11 protein-coding genes and 1 tRNA gene are annotated in these 13,973 nt (G+C 49.7%); all 12 read left to right on the forward strand.

Going from position 1 to position 13,973, the window contains the following annotated elements:
- Nucleotides 1-417: 417 nt before the first annotated feature.
- The 12 genes from ACTQ3A_RS08110 (at nt 418) to ACTQ3A_RS08165 (ending at nt 13,885) form a co-directional block, all read left to right on the forward strand.
- The gene (locus ACTQ3A_RS08110) at nt 418-1,575 is read left to right on the forward strand and encodes a carbamoyl phosphate synthase small subunit (RefSeq protein ID WP_441099539.1); all 1,158 of its coding nucleotides are present in this window, start codon (nt 418-420) and stop codon (nt 1,573-1,575) included.
- Nucleotides 1,575-4,799, forward strand: a complete 3,225-nt coding sequence (carB, locus tag ACTQ3A_RS08115) for a carbamoyl-phosphate synthase large subunit (RefSeq protein WP_441099540.1) — start codon at nt 1,575-1,577, stop codon at nt 4,797-4,799. The genes ACTQ3A_RS08110 and carB overlap by 1 nt, the downstream gene beginning before the upstream one ends.
- Before the next feature lie 114 nt (nt 4,800-4,913).
- Nucleotides 4,914-5,810, forward strand: coding sequence for an undecaprenyl-diphosphate phosphatase (locus ACTQ3A_RS08120; protein ID WP_441099541.1), 897 nt, complete (start codon nt 4,914-4,916; stop codon nt 5,808-5,810).
- 231 nt (nt 5,811-6,041) lie between these two features.
- A complete protein-coding gene (locus ACTQ3A_RS08125; protein WP_441474644.1) occupies nt 6,042-6,521 on the forward strand; it encodes a COG2426 family protein in 480 nt (159 codons plus the stop codon).
- A gap of 286 nt (nt 6,522-6,807) precedes the next feature.
- On the forward strand, nt 6,808-7,257 hold the full coding sequence (nrdR, locus tag ACTQ3A_RS08130; RefSeq protein ID WP_441099543.1) for a transcriptional regulator NrdR: 450 nt from the start codon (nt 6,808-6,810) through the stop codon (nt 7,255-7,257).
- A gap of 56 nt (nt 7,258-7,313) precedes the next feature.
- Nucleotides 7,314-7,832, forward strand: a complete 519-nt coding sequence (locus tag ACTQ3A_RS08135; protein ID WP_441494558.1) for a transposase — start codon at nt 7,314-7,316, stop codon at nt 7,830-7,832.
- 275 nt (nt 7,833-8,107) lie between these two features.
- Nucleotides 8,108-9,322 (forward strand): aminotransferase class I/II-fold pyridoxal phosphate-dependent enzyme, encoded by a 1,215-nt coding sequence (locus ACTQ3A_RS08140; RefSeq protein WP_441099545.1) that lies wholly within the window; start codon nt 8,108-8,110, stop codon nt 9,320-9,322.
- 113 nt (nt 9,323-9,435) lie between these two features.
- Complete coding sequence (locus ACTQ3A_RS08145) at nt 9,436-10,797, forward strand: citrate/2-methylcitrate synthase (RefSeq protein ID WP_441474641.1); 1,362 nt, start codon at nt 9,436-9,438, stop codon at nt 10,795-10,797.
- 37 nt (nt 10,798-10,834) lie between these two features.
- Entirely contained in the window at nt 10,835-11,371 is a 537-nt protein-coding gene (locus ACTQ3A_RS08150; RefSeq protein WP_441495287.1) for a YqeG family HAD IIIA-type phosphatase, read from the forward strand.
- Nucleotides 11,372-11,451: 80 nt separating this feature from the next.
- Nucleotides 11,452-12,015, forward strand: a complete 564-nt coding sequence (efp, locus tag ACTQ3A_RS08155; RefSeq protein WP_441099548.1) for an elongation factor P — start codon at nt 11,452-11,454, stop codon at nt 12,013-12,015.
- Nucleotides 12,016-12,375: 360 nt separating this feature from the next.
- Nucleotides 12,376-13,260, forward strand: a complete 885-nt coding sequence (locus tag ACTQ3A_RS08160; protein WP_441494560.1) for a DUF5688 family protein — start codon at nt 12,376-12,378, stop codon at nt 13,258-13,260.
- 552 nt (nt 13,261-13,812) lie between these two features.
- Nucleotides 13,813-13,885: transfer RNA gene (locus tag ACTQ3A_RS08165), tRNA-Arg, on the forward strand.
- Nucleotides 13,886-13,973: the final 88 nt, after the last annotated feature.

Here is a 13,973-nt window from a genome sequence, read left to right on the forward strand (position 1 = left end):
CACAGAAGAATGAACAGAAGAGCCACAGGAGCACATATTCGTGTTCCCGTGGCTTTTCTTTTGCGGAAATCCCTGCGGTTCGTTTTTTGAGATTGGAGGAATGTCATGTGTCCGGCACCATGTGTCCGGGACCATGCGTCCGGTACGACCGGTCAAGATGAATGTCAGACGTCCATGAATTTCTCAATTTCGCAATTTTAAGAGGAAAGATATGGAAACCTGTGCTATAATCGGGCAGAAGAACTATGCAGCGAGACAACAGGCGTTATGCCGGTGATCTCTCGTATCGCTGCGCTCGCCGCAAAAGGCCGCAGTGCGGCTATCGGCGGCAGGCTGTCCGCGTAAGGAAAAGGCTTATGCCCCGCAGGCGGAGCGTTACATACTGTAGAGGCTACGGATTGAACAAGGAGCACGCAAATGAAAGCTTATTTGATTCTAGAAGATGGGCATGTATTTACAGGGAAAAGTATAGGATCCAGAAAGACTGTCATAAGCGAGATCGTCTTCAATACATCTATGACCGGTTATGAAGAGGTTCTGACTGACCCGTCTTACTCGGGACAGGCTGTCTGCATGACATATCCGCTGATCGGAAATTACGGGATCTGCTACCGGGATCAGGAGTCTCTGAGACCCTATATGGACGGATTTATCGTTCATGAATTATCAAGGGTTCCCAGCAATTTCCGGGAGGAAGACACCATTCAGGCATTTCTGAAGCGCTACAATGTCCCCGGGATCGAAGGCATTGATACCCGTGCTCTGACGAAGATCCTTCGTGAGTCCGGTACGATGAATGGAATGATCACCACAGATCCCGATGTTGTTCCGGAGGAGGTTCTTCCGCAGATCCGGGCATACAGAACCGGAAATGAGGTGGAAGAGGTTACCTGTACAGAAAAGGAGTTCTGGCCGGCGACGGATACGGTTGTCGGTGGAATTACCAGTCCTGCCTATAAGGACGCGGATCCAGAAGCTCCGGTAAGCGGAAAACGCACCGGACGCACCTATAAGGTGGCGCTGATGGATTTCGGTGTGAAGTACAATATCATCCGTTCTCTGAATCAGAGAGGCTGTGATGTCACGGTGTATCCTGCCTGGACTAAGGCGGAAGAGGTTCTAGCCGGTCATCCGGACGGAATTATGCTGACAAACGGTCCCGGAGATCCCAAGGACTGTCCGGATGAGATCCGTGAGGTCCGGAAGCTTTACGAGTCGGATGTGCCGATCTACGCGATCTGCATGGGTCATCAGCTGATGGCGCTTGCTGCCGGCTTCAACACAAAGAAGATGAAATACGGACACAGGGGAGGAAATCACCCCGTGAAGGATCTGGAAACCGGGCGGGTCTATATTACCTCGCAGAACCACGGCTATGTCGTCGATACGGACACGGTGGATCCAGAGATCGCGGAGCCGGCTTATGTGAATGTAAATGACAGGACGAATGAGGGCCTTCGCTACAAGGGCAAGAACATTTTCACGACGCAGTTCCATCCTGAGGCGTGTCCCGGCCCGCAGGATTCCGCGTATCTGTTTGACAAGTTTATCAGAATGATGGGAGGTGACCAGTAATGTCCAGGGATATGAGTATTAAGAAGGTACTGGTAATTGGTTCCGGTCCTATCGTTATCGGACAGGCTGCGGAGTTCGACTATGCGGGTACACAGTGCTGCCGTTCTCTGAAGGAGGAGGGTGTCGAGGTTGTGCTTCTGAACTCCAACCCGGCTACCATCATGACGGACGGAGATATCGCGGACAAGGTGTACATTGAGCCGCTGACCGTTGAGGTAGTGGAACAGCTGATCCTGAAGGAAAAACCGGACAGTGTTCTTCCGACCATGGGAGGCCAGGCAGGACTGAACCTTGCCATGGAGCTGGAAGATCGTGGCTTTCTGAAGGAAAACCATGTCCGTCTGATCGGTACCACCTCTCTGACGATCAAGAAGGCGGAAGACCGTCAGATGTTTAAGGACACGATGGAAAAAATCGGCGAGCCGGTAGCGGCCTCAGAGGTCGTTCACAGCCTGGAGCATGGCATCCGGTTTGCGGAGAAAATCGGTTATCCTGTAGTGCTGCGTCCCGCGTATACGCTCGGAGGATCGGGCGGCGGAATTGCTCACGATGAGAATGAGCTGCGTGAGATTCTGGCTAACGGACTCCGGCTGTCCCGCGTGCACGAGGTGCTTGTTGAGCGCTACATCGGCGGATGGAAGGAGATCGAATATGAGGTGATGCGCGATTCCGCGGGAAACGTCATCACGGTCTGCAACATGGAGAACATTGATCCCGTCGGTGTTCACACCGGCGATTCCATTGTCGTTGCTCCTTCACAGACGCTCGGCGACAAGGAGTATCAGATGCTCCGTACCTCTGCGCTGAACATCATAACCGAGCTGGGAATCACCGGAGGCTGCAACGTGCAGTACGCCCTGAACCCGGACAGCTTCGAGTATTGTGTCATCGAGGTAAATCCACGTGTGAGCCGTTCCTCCGCGCTTGCTTCAAAGGCAACCGGCTATCCGATCGCGAAGGTCGCGGCGAAGATCGCCCTCGGCTATACCCTGGATGAAATTCCGAACGCCATCACGAAGAAAACTTTCGCAAGCTTCGAGCCGATGCTTGACTACTGCGTTGTCAAGATCCCGCGGCTTCCGTTTGACAAGTTCATCACGGCAAAGCGTACGCTGACGACACAGATGAAGGCAACCGGCGAGGTCATGAGTATCTGCACGAATTTCGAGGGAGCACTGATGAAGGCAATCCGTTCCCTGGAACAGCATGTGGATTCTCTCATGAGTTACGATTTCACCGGCCTTTCGGAGGATCAGCTGATCCACGATCTGTCGATCATCGATGATATGCGGATCTGGAGAATCGCGGAGGCAGTAAGGCGGGGCGTACCGTATGACCGCATTCACTCCATTACAAAGATTGATATCTGGTTTATTGACAAGATTGCCAGACTCGTAGAGATGGAGAACACTTTGAAGAGCGGCAGGCTGGACGTGGAGACCCTGCGTGAGGCAAAGCGGATGGAGTTCCCGGATTACCTGATCGCGAAGCTGAACGGATCTGTTTCCGAAGCAGAAGTTAAGGAGATGCGCAAAAAGGCGGGAATTACCGCCGCATACAAAATGGTTGATACCTGCGCCGCGGAATTTTCCGCGGAGACTCCTTACTTCTACTCCGTTTACGGCGGTGAGAATGAGGCGGTTTCCAGCGGAGACAGAAAGAAGGTTCTCGTACTCGGTTCCGGACCGATCCGAATCGGCCAGGGAATTGAGTTTGATTTCTGTTCTGTCCACGCCACCTGGGCGTTTGAAAAGGAAGGCTATGAAACCATCATCATCAACAACAACCCGGAGACCGTTTCCACTGACTTCGATATCGCGGACAAGCTCTATTTTGAGCCGCTTACACCTGAAGATGTGGAAAACGTTGTAAACGTCGAGCATCCGGACGGAGCGGTTGTGCAGTTCGGCGGTCAAACGGCCATCAAGCTCACAGAGGCGCTGATGAAGATGGGAGTCCCGATTCTCGGCACCTCCGCCTCTGATGTAGATGCTGCGGAAGACAGGGAGCGGTTCGATCAGATCCTTCGGCAGACCGGCATTCCGAGAGCTTCGGGCGGCACGGTATTTACTGCGGAAGAGGGAGTCAAGGTCGCCAACGAGCTCGGCTATCCTGTTCTTGTGCGTCCTTCCTATGTACTGGGAGGACAGGGCATGCAGATTGCGATCAGCGACGATGATATCCGTGAGTACATCGGTGTTATCAACCGCTATACGCAGGAGCATCCGATTCTGGTCGATAAATATCTGGCGGGAACAGAAATCGAGGTCGACGCGGTCTGCGACGGCGAGGATATCCTGATCCCGGGCATCATGCAGCATATCGAGCGGGCAGGCATTCACTCCGGAGACAGTATCTCTGTGTATCCGGCAAAAGATCTTTCGGCAGAGATCAAGAAGAAGATTGAAACCGACACCCGGAAGCTCGCGAATGCCCTTCACGTTCTCGGAATGATCAACATCCAGTTTATTGTTTACAAGAACGAGGTATATGTGATTGAGGTAAATCCGAGATCCTCCCGCACGGTTCCTTATATCAGCAAGGTCACAGGTATTCCGATCGTACCGCTCGCGGCGCAGGTGATTCTCGGCCACAAGATCCGGGAGCTCGGATATGAGCCTGGTCTTCAGCCGGAGGCGGATTATATGGCAATCAAGATGCCCGTCTTCTCCTTCGAAAAAATCCGGGACGCGGACATCAGCCTCGGACCGGAGATGAAATCCACAGGAGAATGTCTGGGCATCGCGAAGTCCTTCAACGAAGCTCTTTACAAGGCATTCATCGGTGCAGGCGTCCGTCTGCCGAAATACAAGAACATGATCGTCACCGTCCGCGACAGCGAGAAGGAAGAGATCACTCCGATCATCAAGAGATTTGAAAATCTCGGATATAAGATTTTCTCAACCCGGGGAACTGCGAAATACCTGACAGAACATGGAGTTCATGCAGTTCCGGTTAATAAAATCGAACAGCCGAGTCCGAACCTCATGGATCTGATTCTCGGACATAAGATTGATCTGGTCATCGATATACCGGAACAGGGCGCGGAGCACTCCAGAGACGGATTTGTCATCCGCAGAAATGCCATCGAAACCGGCGTAAATGTCATCACCGCAGTAGATACGGCAAGAGCGCTGGCGACATCTCTGGAGAATACGGATATCAAGACGCTCGATCTGATCGATATCGCAAAGATTCTGAAACGAGGAAACAGAAACAAATAAGAGTCAGAGGACAATCCGGTTTTTACTGAAGATGTAAAGACCGGATTCCTTTGTCTTATGGCAGTGTCCGCGTTTTCGACGAATTTATACAATAAGAGTAAGGAAAAGGAAAAAATGTTTATTACACTGTTAAAAACGATTATACTGGGTATCGTGGAGGGAATTACTGAGTGGCTCCCGATCAGCAGTACCGGTCACCTGATTATCTTCCAGAAGATTCTGAATCTCGGAATGAGCAAGTCCTTTGTCAGTATGTTCGATGTCGTCATTCAGCTTGGCGCGATCATGGCTGTCGTTGTAATCTATTTTAAAAAACTTTGGCCCTTCCACACATCGAAGAATGCTCCGTCGAAGACGCAGTTTTCCAGTCCGCAGACAGAAGGCGCTGCGGGAAGCTTTCAGAAATTTGCGGATCGGTACATCTACATGGACAGGATCGTGCTCTGGCTGAAGATCATTGTCTCGGTAATACCCGCGATCATCATCGGGTTTCCTCTGAATGACTGGATGGATGAGCATCTGTACAACCCGCAGGTGGTATCCGCGATGTTGATTATCTACGGTGTTCTGTTCATCCTCATCGAAAACCGCAACAAAAATAAGGAACCGAGAGTATCGAAAATCAGCCGGATTTCTTTCAAAGATGCCCTGTTTATCGGAATCTTTCAGTGCCTGGCTATGGTACCCGGAACATCGCGCTCCGGCGCCACAATCATTGGGGGCATTCTGATCGGACTGTCCAGAACGACTGCGGCGGAATACACCTTCTATCTGGCCATTCCGACGATGCTTGGCGCTTCCGTGCTGAAGCTCGCGAAGTTTGGACTCGCCTTTACGGCGATGGAAGCTGCGGTGCTCCTGCTCGGCTGTGTCGTTTCCTTTGTGGTATCGATTTTTGTCATCAAATTCCTGATGAATTACATCCGCAGACATGACTTTAAGGTGTTCGGCTGGTATCGGATTGTACTGGGCGCCATAGTGATTCTTCTCGGAATTGCAGGTGTCATCTGATGTTTGAAGGAATTTAAAAGGAGACACGGATAGCCATGCGCGTCTCTGGAAAAAATAACAGATACTCATAAGGCGTCCGGAAAAAGACAAAGCTATACATACGGATCGGGAAAATGTACCACAGACAGTAATACGGATTTAGGGGAAAAAAGAAGATCCTTATTCATCCGGATCCGGGGAAAAAGAGACAAAGTATAGAATGCAGAAAGATTTTGCGTACAGGAGAAAGCAATGTTCCGAAAATATCTCGTTACTTTTATCATCTCAATGGTTCCGATCGTTGAACTCAGAGGAGCAATCCCCGTCGCCGCAAAGATGGGCGTTCCGCTCCTTCATGCGTATATCATCGCGGTTATTGGAAATATGGTTCCGGTTCCTTTCATTTATTTCTTTGCAAGGAAGATTCTGGAATGGGGCGCGGACAAAAAATACATCGGTAAATTTTTTACCTTTTGTCTGGAAAAAGGGAAAAAGGGCGGTGAAAAGCTGAAGGAAAAAGCAGGAAAGGGTCTGTTCGCCGCGCTTTTTATCTTCGTTGGCATTCCGCTACCGGGAACCGGCGCGTGGACCGGCACACTGGCTGCGAGCCTTCTGGACATGGGATTCAAGGAGAGCGTTGTGGCCGTAATGCTCGGTGTTCTGCTTGCCGGAATCATCATGGGGCTGGCGTCGGCAGGTGTTCTCGGAGCGGCAGGGCTTATCGCGGGATGATATGAGACGGGCGTAACTCTTGCGGAGTGGCCGTACGTACGCGGAGCGGCAGGATTTATTGCGGGATGATATGAGTCAGGCAGGACAAGGTTATCTCTGACGTGCCAGATGTGAAGAAATGGGAACGATATGTAATTGTCTGTCGTTCTTCCGGATTGGCATCATTCCTGCAGCGGATAAACGGAAACAGTGAAACAACCAGGGTGAAATTGCGTCACAAATTGGATATGCTTCGGATTGCCTGTGCTGTGCACTTTCGCAATCCCGGATTTTTGAGGGAATACAGATGAAATGTCCATATTGTAATCAGGATAACACAAGAGTCATTGATTCCAGACCAGTGGAGGAGGATAATTCCATCCGGCGCAGAAGGGTCTGCGATCATTGCGGCAAGCGGTTTACCACCTATGAAAAAATTGAAAACATTCCGGTCATGGTGATCAAGAAGGACATGACGCGGGAACGTTACGACCGGAACAAGCTGTACAACGGCATCATGCTCGCCTGCAGAAAACGGATGGTCTCTGTCAAGCAGATGAATGACATTGTAGATCAGGTAGAAAATGAGATTTACAGCCGTGAGGACAAGGAAATCTCAAGCCACGAGATCGGAACCATGGTCATGGAAAGACTGAAGAATCTGGATCCTGTGGCATATGTAAGGTTTGCGTCCGTATATCGTGAATTCAAGGATGTGAACACCTTTATGGAAGAACTCAAGAAACTGCTGAAGTAACGCGGGAACAGTTCTGGACCTGTTTCTCTGCGATCGAAAACGAAAGGCCCGAAGACATGGCATTTGTACAAAATACATATCAGCAGCTCTCGTTTGTCGATTCCCTGAATCATCTGAGTGAACGGGAGAAGAAGCTGCTGGATCGTTCCTGGGCAAAACCGTTCGGGGATGATATTTTTCCAAAAATCGATGAACGAAAATTCGCGGATTTCTACAGTGACAGGAGCCCGAGACCAAATACCCCGGTCAATATCGTGCTGGGAGGCATGCTGCTGGAGGAACTGCTGGATATGACCGATGATGAGATGATTGAGACGCTGAATTTTGATATAAGATTTCAGTACGCCCTGCACACGACGGTTTATGACAGCCAGCCGTTCAGCACCAATACATTCCGGCGGTTCCGGGCCAGAAATGAGGCGAATATGGAAAAAACCGGGGAGGATCTTCTCGGCACATATATGAAGGAGCTGATCTCACTTGTGGTGAACAGTCCGGATCCGAGGCTCAATCCGCTTCTGAGGCGGATTCGGGAAAAGCAGAGGGCAGCAGGCAGAGCACCACAACGTGTATAAGGTGCACCACAACGTGTATAAGGTGCGCGTTGCAAGAATTGAGCGTAAATGTTACAATATATTCTGATTGAAATTGAAAATGACGGGAATTAGCGCCACAATATATAGAATGGCACAAGATGTATAAAGACAGCTGACCAGTTGCTTCGCAACTCTCACAGCTGCTGCATGTGACCGGCTTTGCCGGTCTGTCGCGGCGTCTGTCCACCGCTTCACACTTAGTATGAGCGGATGTGGCTGACTGCCCGTACATATTCATCTGGGGAGGTACAGTTATGAGACAGTTCAATAAATCATCAAAGCTGGATAATGTGTTATATGATGTCCGCGGCCCGGTTGTTGCAGAGGCGGCCCGCATGGAGGAGGACGGAAAGAAGATCCTGAAGCTGAATATCGGCAACCCGGCGACCTTCGGCTTTACAGCTCCGGATGAGGTGATCCACGATATGATGAGCAACCTCGCAGACTGTGAGGGATATTCTGACTCAAGAGGCCTTTTTTCCGCGAGAAAAGCGATCATGCAGTACTGTCAGCTGAAGAAAATTCCGAACGTTGAAATCAAGAACATTTACACCGGCAACGGTGTCAGCGAACTGATCAATCTGGCTCTTCAGGCACTTCTGGAGGATGGAGATGAGATTCTGATTCCGGCTCCGGATTATCCGCTGTGGACAGCCTGCGCGACGCTTGCGGGAGGCAAGGTTGTCCATTACATCTGTGACGAGCAGTCAGAATGGTATCCGGACATTGAGGATATCGAGAAAAAAGTTACCGACAAGACCAAGGCGATTGTCATCATTAACCCGAATAACCCGACGGGAGCCGTTTATCCGAAGGAGGTCCTGGAGGAGATCGTCAGAGTCGCGCGTGAGCATCAGCTCATTATTTTCTGTGATGAAATCTATGACCGACTCGTCATGGACGGCATCGGCCACACTTCCATCGCTTCACTGGCGCCGGATCTTTTTTGTGTGACCTTCTCCGGCCTTTCAAAATCCCATATGATCGCGGGTTTCCGCGTCGGCTGGATGGTTTTCTCGGGGAATCTTGAGATGGGAAAAGATTATCTGGAAGGCATTAATATGCTGTCCAATATGCGGCTCTGTTCTAATGTCCCGGCGCAGTCGATCGTCCAGACCGCTCTTGGAGGATATCAGAGCGTCGAGGAATATCTGGTTCCCGGAGGACGAATTTACGAACAGAGAGAGTGTGTGTACAATCTGCTGAAGGATATTCCCGGTATCAGCGTTGTAAAGCCAAAGGCTGCGTTCTACATCTTTCCGAAGATTGACACGGAGAAATTCAACATCACCGATGACATGAAGTTTGCCTATGATTTCCTTTATCAGAAGCAGGTGCTGATCGTTCAGGGAACCGGATTCAACTGGATCGCGCCGGATCACTTCCGGATTGTATATCTGCCGCACAGAAGGACGCTGCGGTCTGCGTGTGCGAAGCTTGAGGAATTCCTTCAGTATTATCATCAGTAACAAATCCGGACAGCAGTGTAGTTCTGCGGGGACCGGAATGGCAGAGAGCGGGTAAACGGTTTGCGGGAAAGTTTTCCATGAATCAATGACAACAGAGAACAGGAGTAAAAAGGATGAGTTTTCAGACGAAGGTCACGCCGGAGATTGTGGAACTTGCAGAGGAATGCAAGGAGAATACAGGAATCGCAAAAGGACTCTACGCAGAGTATGATGTTAAGAAAGGACTGCGTGATGTAAACGGTCAGGGTGTCCGCGCAGGCCTGACCAATATTTCAAATATTGTATCCTTTAAAAATATTGACGGGAACCGGGTTCCCTGTCCCGGAGAATTATATTACCGGGGAATCAACATCCATGATCTTACGGAGGGCTTCCTCCGTGAAAACCGCTTCGGGTTCGAGGAGGCGGCGTATCTACTGCTTTTCGGAAGACTTCCGAAAAAAGAGGAGCTGGATGATTTCTGCGTTCTCCTTGCCAATCAGCGCTCACTTCCGAAGAATTTTGTCCGGGATGTCATCATGAAGGCGCCTGCAAAGGACATGATGAACACACTCTCGAGAAGTGTCCTGACGCTTTATTATTACGACAAGAACGCAGACGATATTTCACTCCCGAACGTTCTGCGTCAGTGCCTGAATCTGATTGCTGTCTTCCCAATGCTTTCGGTATATGGCTATCATGCATATAATCACTATATCAAGGGGAAAAGCTTCTATATTCACAATCCGTCGCCGAAGCTGTCGACGGCGGAGAATATCCTTCTGATGCTTCGTCCGGACACAAAATATTCTGAGCTGGAGGCAAAGGTTCTGGATCTTGCCCTGGTTCTTCATATGGAGCATGGCGGCGGAAATAATTCTACCTTTACGACTCATGTAGTAACTTCTTCTGGTACAGACACGTATTCGACCATCGCGGCGGCTCTGGGGTCATTGAAGGGACCAAAGCACGGAGGCGCCAATATCAAGGTCGTGAAGATGTTTGCGGATCTGAAGAAGAATGTCAGAGATGTGACCGATGAGGATCAGATCAGGGAATACCTGAAGAAACTCCTTCATAAGGAAGCGTTTGACAAAAAGGGTCTGATTTACGGAATGGGACATGCGGTGTATTCGGTCTCCGATCCCCGTGCGCAGATTCTGAAATCTTTCGTAGAGAAGCTTGCGGATCAGAAGGGCAGACACAAGGATTATTTGATGTATTCCATGGTCGAGAAACTTGCTCCGGAGGTCATCGCGGAGGAACGCCATATATACAAGGGCGTCAGCGCAAATGTCGATTTCTACAGTGGTTTCGTCTACAGCATGCTGGACCTGCCGCTTGAGCTGTATACACCGATTTTCGCCTGCGCGAGAATTGTCGGATGGAGTGCGCACCGCCTGGAGGAGCTGATCAATGTAGATAAGATCATCCGTCCGGCTTATATGAACATCTGTCCGAACGGCGAATACATTCCTCTCGATGAGAGAAAATAAGAAAATGCAGGGAAAGAGAGAAGGGTACGCACGCAGAATGAAAAACCATGGATTTTTGAAGAAATTTTATCCGGATGAATGGCTGGATTCCGCGTATCATATCAATTTTGCCTCCTGGTATGAAAAAGGATACCGGGGAGTGACCTTCGATATTGACAATACCCTTGTCCCGCACGGCGCGCCTGCTGACAGAAGGGCAATCGATCTGTTTCGCAGGCTTCATGAGATGGGATTCCGGACCTGCCTGATCTCAAACAACCGCAGATCAAGAGTTGCTCCCTTTGCGGCTGACGTGGAGTCGGATTATCTCTGCATGGCGAACAAGCCTTCCGTGAAGGGATACTGCAGGGCCTGCGAAATCATTCAGGTTCCGACCGACAAGACGATCTTCATCGGAGACCAGCTTTTTACAGATGTCTGGGGAGCCAGACGAGCGGGGATGTACTGCATTCTTGTCAATCCGATCGATCCGAAGGAGGAGATCCAGATCGTGCTGAAGCGGTTTTTGGAAAAGCCTGTTCTGAAGGCGTATGCGCGTGACAGGGGAACAGACGGCATCCAAAAAAAATGTTGAAAATCAGGTAAAAATTATATATAATAAATCACGGTCTATTGCAAAAAATGACACGCAGGTAAATAAGGAGGTAACATCACATGGCAGATGTAGCAGCTGGTGAGTTTAGAAATGGTATGACCCTTGAAATCGAAGGAAAAGTTTGCCAGGTAATTGAGTTTCAGCATGTAAAACCGGGCAAGGGAGCAGCCTTCGTCAGAACAAAACTGAAAGACGTGATCAATGGCGGCGTTGTAGAGAAGACATTCCGTCCGACCGAGAAATTCCCGGCAGCGAGAATTGACCGGCATGACATGCAGTATCTTTACAATGATGGAGATCTGTATTACTTCATGGATCCCGAGACCTTTGATCAGATTGCAGTAAACAGCGAGACGGTAGGTGATTCTCTGAAGTTTGTAAAAGAGAATGAGGTCGTAAAGCTGAATTCCTACAATGGAAATGTATTTGCAGTAGAGGCACCGCTCTTTGTCGAGCTTGAGATCACTGAGACAGAGCCCGGATTTGCCGGAAACACTGCTCAGGGCGCTACAAAGCCGGCCACTGTTGAGACCGGAGCACAGATCAATGTACCGCTGTTTGTAAACCAGGGCGACAAAGTCCAGATCGATACCAGAACCGGCGAATACCTCAAACGTGTCTGAATCAGATAAATAGATTCCGCAGCTGCCCCCCGACGACAGCCGGAGTCGTGTCCGCGCATGGCAGATATGCTGCCTGCGCGGAGCTTATCTTTTCTTCTGATATTATTACTTTTCTTCTGATGTTATTACTTCGCTTCTGATATTATTAATTCTTATTCTCTTATCCAATTCTCAATTTTTAAATTATTTGTATTCTTTTTTCGTTCTTTTTCTTTCTTCATTCTTTTTCAGTTCCGTATCCGGGTTGCTGCCTTTTTTCTACCTTTCCATTTCTGATTCGCTTTGTATTGGAATCCCTTTTCACAAATCCCCAAAAGATAGAACATTCCACATATAAATTTTATTTAAGGAGGAATTTTTATGAGCTACGATGAGTTTGAACAGCTTCTGGTACACGAGATGAAGGAGGACTCTGCTGACAGTACGGATGTAAGAGTCTGTGTAGTCCGCAAAAACAATGGAGTCAGGCGGAGAGCGCTTGTTCTGCGGGACAGTACGGACCGGCCTCAGCCGATGCAGTACCTGGAAGATTATTACGACATGTGGGAAACCGGAGTTTCCATTCGGCATATCGTGAATCTCATCCTTCAGGAACGTGAGAAAATGAGTGGTGTATACCGGAAGCTGCCCTCGGGATTTTTTCAGAATTATGACGAGGTGCAGAAGAATCTCCGGTGTCATTTGATCAGTGAGAAGAAGAACCGGGAGCATCTCTGCGAGGTGCCCCATCTGTGCTGGATGGATTTGGCGATAACCTGTGTATATGATCTGAGCGTGCCGGATTACCCGGATTGCATGATTCAGATCCGGAATGAACATCTGCAGATCTGGGGAATCAGCGCGGACCAGCTCATGAAGGATGCCATGGCTGCGACGGCAGAACATAGTGAGATCCTTTTTCAGCCGCTGGTAAAAATTCTGGAAGAGGATCTGAGGTGCAGCGAGGGGGAGGTTCCTGAGACTCCCCTGTATCTCCTGACGAATCAGTCCCGGATGTATGGAGCGGTGTGTATTGCGCTTCCGGATGTGACGAATCATATTGCTCAAAGACTGGACAGCGACTACTTTATCATCCCGAGCAGCATTCATGAATGCCTGATTCTGCCGGATGACGGGATTTACCGGACATCAGAGCTGAACCGGATGGTCTGCGACATCAATCAGACGAATGTCGAAGAACAGGATGTATTGTCGGATCATGTGTATCTGTACAAGAAGCCCGAAGCGAGAATGTATCGGGCGTGACGGAAATGTGCTTTCCATAAGAGTAAAAAATACCTGTTGTCTTCGAAATCGCATACAGTCTCTTACACACGCTTCGCGCGTGACGATCCTGTCTGCGTTTTCGAGATACAGTATGCCACAAACTGTATAAGTCCCCGCGTCACTTCGCTGCTTCGCAGCTTCCGTGCCGCTAACAGGTATGAGCATTCCCGCGTTGCTTCGCACCGCTCCATGCTCATACCTGTTGTCGTCGCTAATGTTCTTGCCCACTGGTGAGCAAGCTCCCCGTGAGCCAAGAACATTGCGACTGGACTTATACAGTAAGTCGTGACACATACTGTATAAGCTACGGATTGCTCCGTGCTCCGCACTCCCGCAATCCTACAGGTATTCGCACTTCCGTGCCGCTCGCGCGTCACTTCGTGCTCATACCTGTTGCCTTCGAAATCGCATACAGTCTCTTACACACGCTTCGCGCGTGACGATCCTGTCTGCGTTTTCGAAGAGCTTATACAGTAATTTGACATTTGCAGTGCTATGTGCTAAAATCTTTTTGTTGCGGAAATTTGAAATGCGTTTGTAGCTCAGGGGATAGAGCAACGGTTTCCGGTACCGTGTGGCGGGGGTTCGAATCCCTCCAGACGCGCGAAGGAACTGCCGGATAGATGTCTTGACATTTACCCGGCTTTTCTTATACCTGTAACGGAGATAACTGATATGCAGTCTGCTGCGCG

The organism is Bilifractor sp. LCP21S3_F8 (genome assembly GCF_052117805.1).
Lineage (GTDB): Bacteria > Bacillota > Clostridia > Lachnospirales > Lachnospiraceae > Bilifractor.